Origin of the sequence: Clostridium paridis (assembly GCF_016765615.1) — a bacterium.
Lineage (GTDB): Bacteria > Bacillota > Clostridia > Clostridiales > Clostridiaceae > Clostridium_T > Clostridium_T paridis.
The window spans coordinates 117,855-135,641 of sequence record NZ_JAESWA010000027.1; the positions used below are offsets into that span (position 1 = coordinate 117,855).

The following is a 17,787-nucleotide window of genomic DNA, read 5'->3' on the forward strand; positions in this document are numbered from 1 at the left end:
TAACTTTAAAGAATTTTATATATAGAGGTTAATAAGTTATTGGCAAACATTACATTAATAAAACCTCCTTTTATAGAAGATAATATTTTCTATAAAAGGAGGTTTTTTTATGAAAAAATTAGTATTAATTTTTTTAGGATTTATTTTAATTATGAGTTCAACTATAAATGTTAGTGCAACTGAAGCCTTTAAAGAAGATATGTCCTATGAACTCTTATCAGAATTATATAACTTAAAGTACCCGTATGAAGTGCCAGCACTAAAGTATAAATATAATGCATTAGAACCTTATATAGATGAAGCGACAATGATGCTTCACCATGATAAACATCATAAAGCATATGTAGATAATCTAAATAAAGCTTTAGAAAAATACCCTGAACTTCAAGCAAAAACATTAAAAGAGCTACTTTCAAATATAGAAAAGATTCCTCAAGAGGTAAGAGAAGCTATAAGAAATAATGGGGGAGGACATTTTAATCACAGCTTTTTTTGGCAGGTCATGGCTCCTAACAAAGGGGGAGAAGCCAAGGGTGAGTTAAAGAATAAAATTGATAAAACCTATGGTTCTTTTGATAAATTTAAGGAGCAATTTAAAAAGGCTGCATTAGAAAGATTTGGTTCAGGTTGGGCTTGGCTAGTTAAAGATCAGCAAGGGAACTTGAAGATTATATCTACAGCCAATCAGGATACTCCACTAGCATTAGGAGTTAAACCAATAATAGCAATAGATGTATGGGAACATGCATATTATCTAAAATATCAAAATAAGAGAGCAGAATACATTGATAATTGGTGGAATGTAGTTGACTGGGATAGAGCAGAAACATTAGCAAATAGTTAAAAATTAAAGTTGGAAGTTTGTTAAAAAAACAGGCTACCAACTTTAATTTTGTTAACAAAAAGCTGGTTTACTTGACGGTTATTGATAAAATAATATATTATTATAATATAGTGAAAAAAGAAATCAGTTAGGAGGAGGATTATTGGCTAAAAACAAGAAATTAAATCTAATAACAAAATTTATTTCTATGATGATAGGATGTGTATTAGTTTCAATCGGGTTAGAGATATTCTTATTACCCAATAACTTAATAGATGGCGGGGTAGTTGGAATATCAATTATGGCTAGCCACTTAACTAATCTTCCCCTTGGAGCATTCACGTTCATATTAAACATTCCATTCTTTATATTAGGTTATAAACACATCGGAAAAACCTTTACCTTATCAACCATATTTTCAGTTATTTGTTTATCAATAGGGGTTAGTGTTCTCCATCCTGTTCCGGGTATAACTCATGATGTTTTATTAGGTACTGTTTTTGGTGGAATAATTATGGGAGCTGGTGTTGGACTTATAATAAGAAATGGTGGTTCTTTAGATGGAACTGAGATAGCGGCTATTATATTGGACAAAAGAATAAGCTTTTCCATAGGAGAAATTGTTATGTTTTTCAATTTGTTTATACTAGGAGCATCAGGATTCCTATTTGGATTTGATAAAGCAATGTATTCTCTTATAGCTTATTTTATAGCGTTTAAAGTAATTGACATAGTAGTAGAAGGATTTGATGAATCAAAGGCGGTAACTATTATTTCAGATAAGTATCAAGATATTGCTGAAGCAATAATGGACAGGCTGGGTAGAGGTGTAACCTTGCTAGATGGAAAAGGTGCATATAAAGGAATAGAAACAAGCGTTGTATATGTTATTGTATCCAGACTAGAGATAGCAAAAGTTAAGACAATAGTATTGGGCTTTGATGAAGATGCACTTATAACTATAGGAAGTGTGGAAGTTGCAGGAAAAAGGTACAAAAAGAAAGCTATACATTAGAATATATATGGAATGCCTAGAAAATACTTTGGGCATTCTTTTATATATGAAAGAAATGAAAAGGTTTAAATAAGTTGTTGACGATGAATTTTTATGGTGCTATAATCAAGACATAAAATGCAATAAAAAAGGCGGAGTATAGAGAGCCATGATTTTAAAAGATATGTGTATTTAAATACCTTATCTTTTGAGGTCATGGCCTTTTGTTTTGAATGGAGGGGTAATATGTTTGATGTGATTATTGTAGGAGCAGGAGTTGTTGGAAGTAGCATTGCAAGGGAATTATCCAAATACGATTTGAAAACTTGTGTGTTAGAAAAGAGTTCAGATGTTGCAACAGGAACATCTAAAGCAAATAGCGGAATAGTTCACGCTGGTTTTGATGCTAAGCCAAATACTATTAAAGGGAAATTAAATGCAAAAGGGAATGCCATGTTTGATAAGTTGTCAAAAGAATTAGATTTCCCATTTAAAAGAAATGGTTCGCTAGTTTTGTGTTTTGATGAAAATGAAATACATACATTAGAGGAACTTAAAGAACAAGGAGAAAATAATGGAGTACCTAATCTACAAGTATTAAGAAAAGAACGTTTATTAGAATTAGAACCTAATTTAAAAGAAGATGTAGTAGCGGCATTATATGCACCAACTGGTGGAATTGTTTGCCCTTATGAAATGACTATAGCATATGCAGAAAATGCATACACAAATGGAGTTGAGTTCAAATTTAATACTAAAGTTGAAAACATAAAAAAAGTAGAAGATAAGTTCATTTTAGAGACAAATGAGGGGAATATTGAAGGTAGAGTAGTAATAAATGCTGCTGGATTATTCTCTGATGATATAAATAATATGATAAGTAGTAATAAAATAGAGATAATAGCGAGAAAAGGTGAATATTGTTTATTTGATAAGGAAGCAGGGGCAATGGCAACTAGAACACTTTTCCAATTGCCAACCAAGATGGGTAAGGGTGTACTTGTAACACCAACTGTAGATGGTAACTTGCTTATAGGACCAAATGCAGTAGATTTAAATGATAAAACTAATATGGATACAACACAAGACGGATTAGATGATATTTTAGAAAGAGCAAAAATAACCTTCAAAGAAATTCCTATGAGACAAGTTATTACTTCTTTCTCAGGGCTTAGATCTCATAGTGCAGCTGATGATTTTATAATAGGAGAAGCAAAGGATGTTGAAAACTTTATAAATGTAGCTGGAGTAGAATCACCTGGACTTTCAAGTACACCAGCTATAGCAGAAATGGTTGAAAAAATAGTGGTTAATAAGTTATCACCAGCAAGAAATGATAAATTTAATCCCATAAGACATGGAGTACCTAAGTTTAGAGAGATGAATAATAAGGAGAGAAATGAACTTATAGCAAAGGATTCAACTTATGGACGAATTGTTTGTAGATGCGAAACCGTTACAGAAGGTGAAATTCTAAATGCAATAAGAAGACCTCTTGGAGCAAGAGATTTAGATTCAGTTAAGAGAAGGACAAGGGCAGGAATGGGAAGATGTCAAGCTGGTTTCTGTTCAACAAAGATAGTTAAGATACTAGCGACAGAATTAAATGTGCCTGAGTATGAAATTACTAAGTTTGGTGGAAAATCTAAACTTTTAATAGGTGAAAATAAGGAAATTTAATATCTTTACTGAAAACAATATATCTAGGTTTGGAGGATTAAAAGATGATAGAGCATGATATAGTAATAATTGGTGGAGGACCTGCTGGTCTTGCAGCTGCAATAGGAGCAAGAGAAGAAGGTATCGAGGACATTTTAATAATAGAGAGAGATAACTGCATTGGAGGTATATTAAACCAATGTATTCACAATGGCTTTGGACTTCATACCTTTAAAGAAGAACTTACAGGGCCAGAGTATGCAGGTAGGTTCGTAGAAAAGGTTAATCAAATGAATATACCATACAAATTAAACACAATGGTTATAGATATAAGCGAAGATAAGAAGATTACAGCAGTTAATGAGAATGATGGTGTTTTGGAGATTAAAGCTAAGGCAATTATTTTAGCCATGGGCTGTCGCGAAAGGCCAAGAGGAGCTATTAATATACCTGGCAGCAGATGTGCAGGAATATATTCGGCAGGAACTGCACAAAAATTTGTAAATATAGATGGATATATGCCAGGAAAAGAAGTAGTTATTCTTGGATCTGGTGATATAGGACTTATAATGGCAAGAAGAATGACATTAGAGGGGGCAACTGTTAAGGCTGTCATAGAGCTTATGCCATATTCGGGTGGATTAAAAAGAAATATTGTACAATGCTTAGATGATTTTGGAATCCCATTAAAGCTTTCACATACTATAACTGATATAAAAGGGAAGGACAGACTTGAAGGGGTTACAATAGCAAAAGTTGATGATAATAGAAAGCCTATAAAAGGAACAGAGGAATATATTCCTTGTGATACATTGCTTTTATCAGTAGGGCTTGTTCCTGAAAATGAGCTATCTACAAAGGCGAATGTAGAATTATCAAAAGTTACAGGAGGACCAATAGTAAATGAAAGCCTTCAAACTAATGTAGAGGGAATATTTGCTTGTGGTAATGTACTACATGTTCATGATTTAGTTGATTTTGTTACAGAAGAGAGTGTAAATGCAGGAAAAAATGCTGCAAAATATATTAACGGACAAACCTTTAATGAAAAGGGAATAGAATTAGTTGCAACAAGTGGTGTAAGATATACAGTTCCAAAATTCATTAATCCTAAAAATGTAGAAAAAGTTTTAGATGTAAGGTTTAGAGTGGGAGATGTTTATAAAGAAAGCTATATTTCTGTTTATTTTGATGATATAAGAGAAATGCATATAAAGAAAAGAATACTTTCTCCAGGAGAAATGGAAACAGTTAAGCTTACAAAAGCTTTATTTGAAAAACATCCTAACTGTAAGAAGATAACTGTTAAGGTGGAAGGGGAGTAATAGTAATGAAGGAAAAGAGAGAATTAACTTGTATAGGATGTCCTATGGGTTGTATGCTTGAGGTAAGCTTAGAAGAGAATAAAGTGGTTGACGTCAAAGGCAATACCTGCATGAGAGGAAAGGTTTATGCGGAAAAAGAATGTACTAATCCTACAAGAATTGTAACATCCTCAGTGAAGGTTAGAAATGGAGAAGTAGGTGCAGTTTCTGTAAAAACTGATGCTGATATTCCTAAGGATAAAATTATGGAATGCATAGAAGAGCTTAAAGGAATAGTTGTAGAAGCACCTATAAATATAGGAGATATAATTGTTAAAAATATAGCAGGAACTAAAGTAAATATAATAGCTACAAAGGGTATTGCAAAAGGTAATTAGTCGATATACAATTATATTATGAGTAATAATTAGATATAGTTAAGCATAAAGATTTAGAGTGAATATTTGGCGGAGAGATGAGAGCCATCATTTGTAAAAGGGACAAAATCCCTTTTATAAATGATGGATTTTTTTTCACCGAACACTTGGAAAACGATTTCTGAAAAGGACAAGACTCTTATTAACATTATTGATATTAAATATATGTAACACAACATATATTTAAAATATATTAAGTATTAATTTATATAGGGAGGATTTATTATGTCCGTTTATTTATCAGAATTTTTAGGCACAATGATCTTGATTTTATTAGGGGATGGCGTTGTGGCAGGCGTAGCTCTTAATAAGAGTAAGGCACAAAATGGAGGGTGGATGGTTGTAACAGCAGCATGGGCTACAGCAGTAGCAATACCAGCATGGATATTTGGAGCAACAAGTGGAGCACATTTCAATCCAGCACTTACAATAGCATTAGCAGTTATAGGTAAGTTTTCTTGGTCTTTAGTTCCAGGATATATAGCTTGTCAATTTTTAGGTGCTATGGCAGGAGCTACTTTAGTATGGTTAGCATACTTACCACATTGGAAAGAGACAGAAGATAAAGCTACAAAACTTGGAGTATTTTGTACAGCACCAGCTATTAGAAATACTGTAGGTAATGTAATAACAGAAATAATAGGAACTTTTATATTAGTATTTGGTATACTAGGACTTGGACAAGTTAAAATGACAGACGGACTTGGAACACTTGCAGTAGGATTATTAATCTTAGTAATAGGTCTTTCTTTAGGAGCACCAACAGGATATGCTATAAATCCAGCAAGAGACTTAGGACCACGTATAGCACATGCAATACTTCCAATAGCAGGAAAGGGAGATTCTGATTGGGGATATGCATGGATACCAGTAGTAGCACCTATAATAGGTGGAGTACTTGGCGCACTTGTATTTAGTATGGTTTTTTAAATAACAATATATTTTAAGTAAATGTAAACCTTTAAATTTCGGAGATGTAGGGGGAGAAGCAAAATGGAAAAAGAAAAGTATATAATGGCTCTAGATCAAGGTACAACAAGTTCAAGATGTATAATCTTTAATAAACATGGTGAAATGGTTGCTGTTTCACAAAAAGAATTTGAACAAATTTATCCAAAGGGTGGCTGGGTTGAGCATAACGCTATGGAAATTTGGGGAACTCAAATAGGAGTTGCAGGAGAAGCTTTAGCAAAAGCTGGTCTTGATGCAACAGATGTGGCAGCTATAGGAATAACAAATCAAAGAGAAACTACAGTAGTATGGAATAAGAGGACAGGTATTCCTGTATATAATGCAATTGTATGGCAATGTAGAAGAACTGCTGAATATTGCGATGAGTTAAGAGCTAAAGGTTTTGATAAAAAAGTAAAAGAAAAAACAGGACTAATTTTAGACGCATATTTCTCAGGAACAAAAGTAAGATGGATACTTGATAATGTTCCTGGAGCTAGAGAAAAAGCTGAAAAAGGCGAATTGCTTTTTGGAAATATAGATACTTGGCTAATGTGGAACTTAACTAAGGGAAGAGTACACGTGACTGATTACACAAATGCATCAAGAACAATGCTATATAATATTCATGAATTAAAATGGGATGATGAACTTCTAGAAGAATTAGGCATTCCAAAATCAATGCTTCCAGAAGTAAAAGCTTCAAGTGAAGTTTATGGAGAAACTGATGAGCTTATCTTTGGTTCACCTATTCCAATAGCAGGGGATGCAGGAGATCAACAAGCTGCATTATTTGGACAAGTTTGTTGTGAGGAAGGTACAGCTAAAAATACGTATGGAACTGGATGTTTCCTATTAATGAATACTGGAAATAAGCCTGTAGAATCTAAGAATGGTTTACTTACAACTATGGCGGCATGTTATAATGGAAAACCTGAATATGCACTTGAAGGAAGTATTTTTATAGGAGGGGCTGTTATTCAGTGGTTACGTGATGAACTTAGAATGTTAAACAATGCAGCTGACTCTGAGAAATATGCTACTGAAGTTGATGATACAAATGGAGTATATCTAGTTCCAGCATTTGTTGGACTAGGAGCACCATATTGGGATCCATATGCAAGAGGAACAATAGTTGGTCTTACAAGAGGAACTAAGAAAGAACATTTTGTAAGAGCAGCAGTGGAATCTATGGCATATCAAACTCATGATGTTTTAAAAGCTATGGAACAAGATTCAGGAATAAAGTTACAAGCATTAAAGGTAGACGGAGGAGCATGTGCGAATAATTTCTTAATGCAATTCCAAGCAGATATCTTAGATACACCAGTTGAAAGACCAGAAGTTATAGAAACTACAGCTTTAGGAGCAGCTTATCTAGCAGGTCTTGCAGTAGGATACTGGAAAGACTTAGATGATATATGTACAAATATTAAAGCACCAAGAACTTTTGTTCCAAATATGGAATCACAAAATAGAGAAGAGATTGTAAGTAAGTGGCATAAGGCCGTTGGAAGATCTAGAGATTGGGAAAAATAATAAATTAAATATAGTAATGAACTTCTATGGAAATCTATAGGGGTTCATTACTATGTAATATTTTGGTCGTATTTATGATAGAATGGTATTACAATTACTTAAGACGGGTGGAGAGTGCATGAAAAATGAATTTTATAATAGACTACAGGAGAACCCTATAATAGCAGCTATAAAAACAAGTGAGCAGTTAGAGAGAGCAATTAAATCTCCTTGTGAAGTTATATTTGTTTTGAAGTCAGATATATTTAACGTTAAGTCAATTGTAGATAGAGTTAGAAGCTCAGGAAAAGTTGTATATGTACATGTGGATTTAATAGATGGGCTGTCAAAAGATACATTAGCTTTAAAGTACATTAACGAAAATATTAATCCAGATGGGATAATTACCACAAAAACAAATTTGGTAAAAGCGGCAAAGAGTCTTAACATGTTTGTAATACAAAGATTTTTTATAATAGATCATCTATCCTTAGAGACTGGAGTACATTCTGTTGAAGCTATAAGGCCTAATGCAATAGAAATATTACCAGGAATAATGCCAAAGGTTACGAAAGTGTTTAGTAATACAACTAATGTTCCCATTATAACTGGTGGTCTTATAATGGATAAAGAAGATGTTATACAAAGCCTTAAGTCAGGAGCTGTTGCTATTTCTACTAGCAAGGAAGATATTTGGTATATATAGGGTTTCTTATAAGAAACTTAACTTATACTTGTTTGAAAATGTCGGCTTCAGGACATTTTCAGGCATGAATAAGTTAATAGTTGAACTTAAAACCCTATATAAGTTAAGCAAAGTGAAAATTATAATAAGTTAAAATAGATAAAGTTCGTATATAATATCATCTTAAAAAGATATAATCTTTTTAAGATGATATTTTTTTTTATATCTGTGCAACCTTTTTATTATCTATAACCGTCAAATATATGAAAGAAACAATCCACGTGGAGTATTTTGAGGTGAAGTATGAGTAGTGAAAGTGAAATAGAAAAGGCCATAAATGGGGATAGAGAAGCTTTTATAAATTGTATTAAAAAACTTGATAGTAATTTATACAAAATAGCAAAAGCCATGTTAAAGGATGATGAGGAAGTAGGAGATGCTATACAAGAAACTATTCTTCAAGCGTTTAAATCTTTAAACAAGCTTAAAGAACCCAAGTATTTTAAAACTTGGATTATAAGAATTTTAATAAATAAGTGTAAAGATATAATTGGTGCTAAAAACAAGACTGTATTACTAGATAGTTCATTAAAGATAATGGATAAGGGCATTTATGAAGAGGGATATGATAATGTTGATGCTAGGGATATGTTAAGTAGGCTACCAGAAAATTATAGAGTTACGTTGGTGTTATTTTACTTAGAAGATATGTCAGTTAAGGATATAGCTGTATCGCTCAAAGTTTCAGAGGGAACAGTTAAATCTTGGCTCAGTAGGGGAAGGGGTCGACTTAAAAGCTTACTAGAAGAATCTAAAGGGGGGTTATGCTATGAAGGATAGCAATATTGGGATAAAAAATAATTTAAATAAGCTTTATGAAGATAATGTACCTAGAAGTGTTTTAGATAAAATGGAGTTAGCATTTAATGAAATAAGAGAAATGAAAGATACTGAAATAAAGCAGGAGAGAACAATAAAAAAATCTTGGAGAAGACCATTGGTTGCAGCAGCTACAATTACTATACTAGTAGGATTAAGTTTTTGCAGACCTGTTGTTGCAGCAGTAAAAGCCATTTTCAATATCAATGACAGAGGAATTGAAAGAGCTGTAGATAATAACTATGTCCAAAACAATTCAAGCGTTGTAGAATACAAAAATATAAAGATTTCTATAGATAATCTTGTTATTGATAACAGTAAATTGGCATATGGAGTCTCAGCTGAATTTAAGGATAAAAGTATGCTTAAAGATGGAGATAGGATATATTTTCAAGGGATAATAAAAAATGCAGAAGGAAAAGTAATAGATAATTCATTAAGTGATAATCAAGAAGTACCTAATGACTATACGACCATTATAGGAAGCAGCCAAGAAGAAGGAAGTTTTAATAAAGAGGGGGATAAATATAGTGCAAAGACTTTACTAATATCACCAGAAGGCATGATTACTAAAACATCAGCATTAAAGTTTGAAATAAAAAATATAGTAGTATTCAAAGATAATAAAGTTGTAAATAATATAGCTGGTGATTGGAAGCTAAATGTTAAAATTGATGATAAGTTCTGGGATGTAAAAACTGTTAGATATAATGTAAGTAAAAAGGTAAATGATGTTGAAATACTTAAGGCGGAAGCTGGTACAACATCATTGAATATTAAATTTAAGGTGCCTGGAAGAATAGATGAAAATATAGCTTTTTCGTATATTAAAGATGATAAAGGACATGTCTATCATATAGACAGAGACTTGAGTGAAGGTTATGAAGATGGGTACACTATAGCGAGTACAAACTATAGTATAACAAAGTTTGATAATGTAAATAATCTTAAGCTATATATTAATTGTGATGATACAGATAAAAAGACTAAAAAAGAGATTGTTGTAGATTTAGAAAGAGAAAAATAATATATTATTTTAGGGATAAGGGCATGGTCAGCCCCTATCCCTAAACTTTTCTGAACTACCATAAATAGCATAGAGTTAAATCTTCCTATATCGCTTCAAGCCTAAAATGTTTAGAAGGGAGAATACCACAGCAAACAAAAGTAAAATTGATAAATAAAATTGTAAATCACTAAAAGTATATGCTTTAACCATTATTCCCTGCAAAGCTTGTGCTCCATAATATAAGGGCATAATGTGTGCAAAATATTGAAGCCAATTTGACATGGTTTCTATAGGTATTAGTCCAGTAAAAAATATTTGAGGAATAACCACAACAGGAATAAATTGCATCATCTGAAATTCTGAATTAGCGAAGGTTGATAGCAATATTCCTAAAGATAAAGCAACAAAGGCTATAATGATATTAGTAAGCAGTACTAGAAAAATATTACCTTCCATTCTTATGTTTAGTACATATATAGAAAAGAGTACTACTATAACGGTCTGAATTATTGCAAATATTCCATAGCCTAATAAATAGCCAAATACTATATCACTTCTTTTAATTGGCGTTGATAACAACTTTTCTAAAGTTTTTGAGGTTCTTTCTTTTAATAAAGATATCCCAGATATTAAAAATACAAAGAAGAATACAAAGAAACCTATTAATATAGGACTAAGTGTGTCAAAGAAAGACAAATTTTCATCTCCATATACGTAACTATTTTCTATTGAAATAGGCTTTTGTTGCATGGCTGCCTTACCACTTACTTGGGATACTTTAGAGGATAAAAGATCTAGTTGCTCCTTTGCAAGAGTGCCTTGAACTTTAGCTTTAATTTGTGTGCTATCAGAGGGAGTACTATTTTCGTAGGTTATATTTAACTTATCGTTATCTTTGCTTATAAAGGCTTTTAAGCTATCAGAAGTTATTTTATCTTTTATATTTTCAGTATCATCATATTTTATTATGTTTATATCATTTGCTTCTAGGTCTTTATTAAAACTCTCGCTAGTATTATATACTCCAACATTCAGTGTGGATTTATTGTTTGAATTAAATAAAAAGTTTACTAAGGTTAAGAGTATTAAAGGAGCAATCATCATAAGGGCTAAGGTTCTTTTATCTCTGATGGTTTGTATTATAATTCTTTTTATTAATGCTGGTATTATCATATTGGGCTCCTCCTTTTATAGAAATATTTCTTCTACTGTATTTACTTTAAATTGTTGCTTTAGTTCGTCCACGCTTCCAGTTGCAATAATATTACCTTCTCGTATTAAAACTAATTTATCACATTTTTCTGCCTCATCTATAACGTGAGTTGTTAATATTATTGTCTTGCCATCAGCTTTTAAAGACTTTAATTCTTCCCATATACTAAATCTTAACTTGGGATCAATTCCTACAGTAGGTTCATCTAATATAAGAAGTTTAGGGTCTTGTATTAAAGAAATTGCTAGAGAGAGCCTTCTTTTCATACCTCCTGAATAATTACTTACCTTTTTAGATAATTCATTTTCAAGATTAACGAGCTTTGAAGTATATTCTATTCGGGATTTAATTTGGTTTTTAGATAGCCTGTATAATTTACAGAAGAATTCTAAGTTTTCTTTTCCCGTTAATTCTTCATACAAAGCATCTGATTGTGCCATATAGCCAATATCATTTAGAACCTTTAAGTTAGGAATCTTTTTACCTAATAGTTCAATACCCCCATTGTCTACTTTTTCCATACCTATTATGGATTTTACAAGGGTAGTTTTTCCGGAGCCAGATGGGCCAATGAAACCAATGATTTCACCCTCATTAAGGGTAAGATTTATATTGTTTAGAACAGTAATATTAGAATATTTTTTAACTAAATTTGAAATTCTTACAACATCCATTTTTATCCTCCTATTATAGGGTTCCATATAAGGAATCCCAAACGCTATAAATTAACAATGTGTTGATTAGTTTCTCATACTTCTATTATAATTAAGCTATGGTAAAGAACAATAATCACCATAGTTACTAGTGTTCATTAATAGACAAATAATATGTATGTGTTCATTATCTTACTTTTAAGGAGAAGTTATATGGATAGAAGAAGTGGTAAAACTAAAAAATTACTAGAAGATGCCTTAATAAAACTAATGATAGAAAAAGGCTTTGATAAGATAAGTATAAAAGATTTAACTGAAGAAGCAGACATTAATAGGGGGACATTCTATCTGCATTATAAAGATAAGTATGACTTATTAGAACAAAAAGAAGATGAATTTCTAAAGGAATTCGCTAAATTAGCAGAAAGTATATCTGAAAAATATCCTAGGGATTTTAAGTTACTTTCAAAGAAAGAAAATTTGCTGCAAGTTTTCAATTTTGTATATACTTACATAAAGCAAAATTCTGACTTTATGAAAGTTTTATTAGGAGCTAATGGGGATTTGAATTTTCAAATGAAGCTTAAAAACTTCATTGAAAGTATGTTAATAAAAAATGTAGAAGTAGAATTTGTGGGAGAAATAAAATTAAAATATATGGGTGCAGTTGCAGCATCAGCGCAATTAGGTATTATTCAAAAATGGCTTAGAACTGGTATGGAAGAAAGCCCAGAAGAATTAGCGGTATTTGTAAGTGATGTTGTATATACCATATATAATGGAGTGTTAAAGGCAAATGTTGATATAAAATAGTTATTAAATTAAATTTTCAAGGTTAAATAGGATTAATAACAATAGGAGACGGATGATAACATCACCCGCCTCCTAGTTTTTATTTTCTAACTAAGTCAGTAAATTGATATGTTAAGTTATTTTCTTCGAAAACTTTACTTTCTAACACAGGCATCCACTCATTCTCATTTATGTTTGGGAAATAAGTATCTGCACCGAAATCTTTAAATACCTTTGTAAGATACAGCTTGTTTGAATAAGGTAAGAATGCAGAGTAAATTTCTCCTCCACCAATTATAAAAGCTTCTTCTTCTGAGTGGTGAAATTTTTCAACTACAGCATCTAAGGAATTAACAACCTCTACCTGAGGGTCATCTACAGAAAAATCAGTATCTCTAGTTAAAATTACGTGATGTCTATTAGGTAAAACTTTAGGCAATGATTCAAAAGTTTTTCTACCCATAATGATAGTTTTACCAGAAGTAATCTCCTTAAATCTCCTTAAGTCACTCGGTAATCTCCAAAGTAAGTCATTATTTTTACCAATAGCATTATTTTCAGCTACTGCTACTATTATTGAAAGCATGATATAAAACCTCCTTCTATTGGTTCAATAAATTCTTAAGTTTCTTAGTATTCTTATATTTTAAAGTTTATATAAATATTCCTTTGTTAAAGAAACTTAGCATACACTTAATCTTAATTTGTAGTTTATTATGTTAATTTCTATATCCCTAATTCAAACTTTAATTGTGGTTTAACTGGTTCGTAATCAAGCATTTCAAAATCATCTATAGTAAAGTCATAGAAGTTTGTTTTACCTTCTTTAAGTATTAGTTTAGGTTGTTTATTACTAGGTGTTCTAGCTATTAATTCTTTTGCCTGATCTATGTGTCTGTCATAAATATGTAGATTATCAACAACGTGCATAAACACACCAGGTTTTAAACCAACATGCCTTGCTACCATCATCATTAATGCAACATATTGAATTTTATTTATATGGCCAGCAGTGCAATAATCTGAACTTCTTTGATGAAGAGTTACATCAAGATACTCTCCTCTAACAGACCAAACTGTAAGGAATGCACAAGGATACAAGCCAGCAGTTTCTTCAAAATCTGCATATTGATATAAATCTATAATATGTCTTCTAGTATAAGGTTCATTTTTTAATCCATTCAAAAGCTTATTCATTAAGTCATATTTTTTTACAGTAGCACCATACCTTTGTCCAATAGTTCTGGTACCATTAATTTCCCAATCTGCCCACCAGGTAATGCCCATTTCCTCTAATACGGAAAGTTCATTTGAAGCCTTTTGATATATCCATAAAATCTCTTTGATGCTAGATTTCCAAGCGATTGGTCTAAGTGTGGTGATAGGGAAATTCCCTTTAGATATATCATATTTTTCTACAACTTGGTTTATGTATATTGTGTGAGCTGGTGTACCATCTTTATATTGTGGTCTTATTTTATGACCTTGAGTACTTATTCCATCAGTAAGAATATCATTTAGTGTATCTTTAAATAATTTATCTGTTTTAGATATAAAATGTGTCGTCATAAATTCACCTCTAAATTAGATTTAATAATATTATAACATAGTTAAATATTTAGTTATAATAAATAGTTATTTTAATAGCTAAAAATGATATAATATTAAGTAGTTTAAATAGAAGATGAGGTGAGTTCCTTGGCTTATAGAGCTTTATATAGAGAGTGGAGACCACAAAAATTTGAGGATGTTGTTGGGCAGGAGCATATAACTACTACCCTAAAAAATCAGATATTAACAAATAGAATAGCGCATGCTTACTTATTTTGCGGGACAAGAGGAACAGGTAAGACTTCAACTGCTAAGGTATTTTCAAAGGCTTTAAATTGTTTAAACCTTGTGGATGGTGAGCCTTGCAATGAATGTGAAATGTGTAAGAAAATAAATGCAGGTTTAGCTATAGATATAAATGAAATGGATGCTGCATCAAGAAATAAGGTAGAGAATATTAGAGATATTATTGATGAAGTTCAATATCCACCACAAGAAGCTAAATATAAGATATACATAATGGATGAAGCTCACATGTTAACGACAGGAGCTGTAAATGCATTTTTAAAAACACTAGAGGAGCCGCCAAGTAATGTAATATTTATTTTGGCAACTACAGATCCTCAGAAATTACCTATAACAATTCTTTCTAGGTGTCAAAGATTTGATTTTAAGAGAATTTCTAATGAGCATATGATTGCTAGGCTTAGAAAGATTGTCAAAGAGCAAGGAGTTTTTGCAGATGATAAGAGCTTAAGTCTTATTACTAGAGTTTCAGATGGAGCAATGAGAGATTCTTTAAGTATATTAGATCAAGCTATCTCTATGGGAGATGGTAAGGTTGATTATGAGCAGCTAGTATCAATGCTTGGTCTTGTAACTAATGAGTATTTATTTAAAATTACCAGTTCTATAATTGAAAAAGATATAGAGAAATCTATGAAGACTATTGAAGAAATAGTTCTTTCAGGTAAGGATATTGGACTTTTTATAAAGGACTTAACTAGCCATTTTAGAAACCTTCTAATGACTAAGGTTACAAATAATCCTGAAGAAATATTAGATATGTCAGAAGAAAATATAGATTTGTTAAAGGCACAAGGGGAAAGACTACGATATGAAGAAATTATGAGGAATGTCAGAATTCTTCAAGAAGCAGAGGAAAATTCTAAAGCTAGTAAGCAAGCTAGAATATACCTAGAATTAGCAACCATAAAAATGTGCAAAATAGAATTTGATATGTCAAAGGAAACTTTATTAGCGAGAATAAATAGATTAGAAGAAGCATTAAGATCTGGAAAGGTTACAGTAGCTGCTAAACCACAGGGAGATTCTCAGGGGATAGAACCAGAGAAGAATCCTAAAACTATAAGGAAGCAAGAAGTTCAAAGAGAAGCAACTATCACACACAGCTTTAATGAAGATTCAAAGGTTACTTTAGACGATGTAAAGAGATATTGGAGAGATATTCTAGAGAGATTTAAAGCTAGAAGGGCAATGGTCATATATGCATCATTATCAACAGGAAAACCTGTAGCTTGTAAAAATGGTGTGGTTGAAATTCTATATGATGATGAATATGCCTTCAACAAGAAAAGACTAGAACAGCTTGAAAATTCTAAAATAGTAAATGAAGTGTTTAGTGAGATACTAAAGGATGGAGTTAAGGTAGTTTACACAATAATTAGTAAGGAAAGTACAGAAAAGAATACTGAAGATATACTTAGAGAAACCATAGGGGAAGAAGCTTTAGAGATTTTGGATGAATAAAGAGTTTTATTAAAAAAACCTCTAGATTATATATAACCTAAAGATTTCAGCTAATTCTCCTCCTTCAAAACATCTTAGGGTCGAACCAATTAAGCAGAGATGTTTTAAAGCAGACAATTAGGAAATTTTAAGGTTTTTAAATTCAACTAATAATTTATACACATCGTTAAATCGTTAGAAACCACGATTTTCTAATATGTATAAATTAAGTTTTATTAAAAAAACCTCTAGATTATATATATATAGCAAAATCAAATAATATAATATATAATAATGAATAGATAAAATTTAAGGAGGGTATCACATGGCAAAAGGTGGTTTTCCAGGCGGCGGACTTGGAAATATGAATAATTTAATGAAGCAAGCTCAAAAACTTCAACAACAAATGGAAGAAATGCAAAAAGAATTAGAAGTAGCTGAATTCGAAGCAACAGTTGGAGGAGGAGCCGTTCTAGTTAAAGTTAATGGTAAAAAGGAAGTAACTCACATAGAGATAAAACCAGAAGTAGTAGATCCAGATGATGTAGAAATGCTTCAAGACTTAGTACTTAGTGCTGTAAATCAAGCGATGAAAAAAGCTGATGAAGAAACAAGTAGTAAAATGGGAAAATTAACTGGCGGCATGAATATGCCAGGATTATTTTAATTAACTATAGGCATACAGGTGTATCTGTATGCCTATTTTATAATCCTTTAAAGTTCTCCATTATGAATATTAAAGAAGCTCAGCTATATTGGTGCGACCACAAGATTCTTTAATATGAAAGATGGATAGAACTTTTGGATTATAAATATTTTACTCATTAGGAATTTATAGCGTTTTATAATAATAAAAAGTTTTTATAGAAAGAATTAATTTAAAATATTAGATTATAATAATACAGAAAGGAAGTTATGAAATTATGGATTTCTATCCAGTTGCTATAGAAAAGCTTATTGAAGAGTTTGCAAAGTTGCCTAGTGTGGGACAAAAAACTGCGCAAAGGTTAACGTTACATATACTTAACTTACCTGAAGAGGAAGTAAAAGAATTTGCTAGAGCATTAGTGCAGGCAAGAGGAACTATTAAATATTGTTCTATTTGTGGTAATTTCACAGACAAAGATCCTTGCGCCATATGTTCAAATCCTAACAGAGAGAAACAAGTTATATGTGTGGTTGAGCAACCAAAAGATATTATGACTATGGAAAAGGTTAAAGAGTTTAATGGAGTATATCATGTTCTACATGGAAATATATCTCCAATGCAAGGAAGAGGACCACAGGATATTAGAATTAGGGAACTAGTTGCAAGAATGAATTCCGATGTAAAAGAAGTTATAGTTGCTACAAATCCTAATATAGAAGGTGAAGCTACAGCAATGTACATATCCAAGATACTTAAACCATTGGATGTTAAAGTAACAAGAATAGCTGCAGGTATCCCAGTAGGTGGAGATTTAGATTATGCTGATGAGGTAACCTTATCTAAGGCACTAGAGGGAAGAAAAGAAATCTAAATTTTCATTTTAAATGAATATCTCATATAAATTCAGTCAATAATTTGAAT

Annotated in this window: 18 protein-coding genes; 14 read left to right on the top strand and 4 right to left on the bottom strand. The window is 31.6% G+C overall.

What is annotated here, in order from left to right:
- Positions 1 to 109: 109 nt before the first annotated feature.
- The 10 genes from JK634_RS18135 (at position 110) to JK634_RS18180 (ending at position 10,277) form a co-directional block, all read left to right on the top strand.
- Positions 110 to 844: a superoxide dismutase gene (locus JK634_RS18135; protein ID WP_476727386.1), complete on the top strand. Its 735-nt coding sequence runs from the start codon at positions 110 to 112 to the stop codon at positions 842 to 844.
- 187 nt (positions 845 to 1,031) lie between these two features.
- Complete coding sequence (locus JK634_RS18140; RefSeq protein ID WP_202769264.1) at positions 1,032 to 1,838, top strand: YitT family protein; 807 nt, start codon at positions 1,032 to 1,034, stop codon at positions 1,836 to 1,838.
- Between the two features lie 225 nt (positions 1,839 to 2,063).
- Positions 2,064 to 3,497, top strand: a complete 1,434-nt coding sequence (locus JK634_RS18145) for an NAD(P)/FAD-dependent oxidoreductase (RefSeq protein WP_202769134.1) — start codon at positions 2,064 to 2,066, stop codon at positions 3,495 to 3,497.
- 44 nt (positions 3,498 to 3,541) lie between these two features.
- Entirely contained in the window at positions 3,542 to 4,801 is a 1,260-nt protein-coding gene (locus JK634_RS18150) for an NAD(P)/FAD-dependent oxidoreductase (RefSeq protein ID WP_202769135.1), read from the top strand.
- Between the two features lie 5 nt (positions 4,802 to 4,806).
- Entirely contained in the window at positions 4,807 to 5,178 is a 372-nt protein-coding gene (locus JK634_RS18155; protein WP_202769136.1) for a DUF1667 domain-containing protein, read from the top strand.
- Positions 5,179 to 5,442: 264 nt separating this feature from the next.
- Positions 5,443 to 6,147, top strand: a complete 705-nt coding sequence (locus JK634_RS18160) for an MIP/aquaporin family protein (protein ID WP_202769137.1) — start codon at positions 5,443 to 5,445, stop codon at positions 6,145 to 6,147.
- A 63-nt stretch (positions 6,148 to 6,210) separates the two neighbouring features.
- Complete coding sequence (glpK, locus tag JK634_RS18165; protein WP_202769138.1) at positions 6,211 to 7,707, top strand: glycerol kinase GlpK; 1,497 nt, start codon at positions 6,211 to 6,213, stop codon at positions 7,705 to 7,707.
- Positions 7,708 to 7,825: 118 nt separating this feature from the next.
- The gene (locus JK634_RS18170; protein ID WP_202769139.1) at positions 7,826 to 8,392 is read left to right on the top strand and encodes a glycerol-3-phosphate responsive antiterminator; all 567 of its coding nucleotides are present in this window, start codon (positions 7,826 to 7,828) and stop codon (positions 8,390 to 8,392) included.
- A 282-nt stretch (positions 8,393 to 8,674) separates the two neighbouring features.
- The gene (locus JK634_RS18175) at positions 8,675 to 9,211 is read left to right on the top strand and encodes a sigma-70 family RNA polymerase sigma factor (protein WP_202769140.1); all 537 of its coding nucleotides are present in this window, start codon (positions 8,675 to 8,677) and stop codon (positions 9,209 to 9,211) included.
- Complete coding sequence (locus JK634_RS18180; protein ID WP_202769141.1) at positions 9,201 to 10,277, top strand: DUF4179 domain-containing protein; 1,077 nt, start codon at positions 9,201 to 9,203, stop codon at positions 10,275 to 10,277. The genes JK634_RS18175 and JK634_RS18180 overlap by 11 nt, the downstream gene beginning before the upstream one ends.
- A 75-nt stretch (positions 10,278 to 10,352) precedes the next feature.
- On the opposite strand, the gene JK634_RS18185 is transcribed toward JK634_RS18180, so the two are convergent.
- Positions 10,353 to 11,432: an ABC transporter permease gene (locus tag JK634_RS18185; protein WP_202769142.1), complete on the bottom strand. Its 1,080-nt coding sequence runs from the start codon at positions 11,430 to 11,432 to the stop codon at positions 10,353 to 10,355.
- A 15-nt stretch (positions 11,433 to 11,447) separates the two neighbouring features.
- Positions 11,448 to 12,146, bottom strand: coding sequence for an ABC transporter ATP-binding protein (locus JK634_RS18190; protein WP_207753671.1), 699 nt, complete (start codon positions 12,144 to 12,146; stop codon positions 11,448 to 11,450).
- 192 nt (positions 12,147 to 12,338) lie between these two features.
- On the opposite strand from JK634_RS18190, the gene JK634_RS18195 reads away from it, so the two are divergent.
- Complete coding sequence (locus tag JK634_RS18195; protein ID WP_202769143.1) at positions 12,339 to 12,938, top strand: TetR/AcrR family transcriptional regulator; 600 nt, start codon at positions 12,339 to 12,341, stop codon at positions 12,936 to 12,938.
- Between the two features lie 79 nt (positions 12,939 to 13,017).
- Here the strand turns inward: JK634_RS18195 and JK634_RS18200 are convergent, their stop codons facing one another.
- Both JK634_RS18200 and JK634_RS18205 read right to left on the bottom strand, forming a co-directional pair.
- A complete protein-coding gene (locus JK634_RS18200) occupies positions 13,018 to 13,503 on the bottom strand; it encodes a dihydrofolate reductase (protein WP_202769144.1) in 486 nt (161 codons plus the stop codon).
- A gap of 140 nt (positions 13,504 to 13,643) precedes the next feature.
- On the bottom strand, positions 13,644 to 14,486 hold the full coding sequence (locus JK634_RS18205) for a thymidylate synthase (protein ID WP_202769145.1): 843 nt from the start codon (positions 14,484 to 14,486) through the stop codon (positions 13,644 to 13,646).
- A 129-nt stretch (positions 14,487 to 14,615) separates the two neighbouring features.
- On the opposite strand from JK634_RS18205, the gene dnaX reads away from it, so the two are divergent.
- The 3 genes from dnaX to recR all read left to right on the top strand — a co-directional run bounded on the left by dnaX (position 14,616) and on the right by recR (position 17,737).
- Positions 14,616 to 16,238, top strand: coding sequence for a DNA polymerase III subunit gamma/tau (gene dnaX, locus JK634_RS18210; RefSeq protein WP_202769146.1), 1,623 nt, complete (start codon positions 14,616 to 14,618; stop codon positions 16,236 to 16,238).
- 304 nt (positions 16,239 to 16,542) lie between these two features.
- On the top strand, positions 16,543 to 16,884 hold the full coding sequence (locus JK634_RS18215; RefSeq protein WP_202769147.1) for a YbaB/EbfC family nucleoid-associated protein: 342 nt from the start codon (positions 16,543 to 16,545) through the stop codon (positions 16,882 to 16,884).
- A 256-nt stretch (positions 16,885 to 17,140) separates the two neighbouring features.
- Positions 17,141 to 17,737, top strand: a complete 597-nt coding sequence (gene recR, locus JK634_RS18220) for a recombination mediator RecR (RefSeq protein WP_202769148.1) — start codon at positions 17,141 to 17,143, stop codon at positions 17,735 to 17,737.
- Positions 17,738 to 17,787 lie beyond the last annotated feature (50 nt).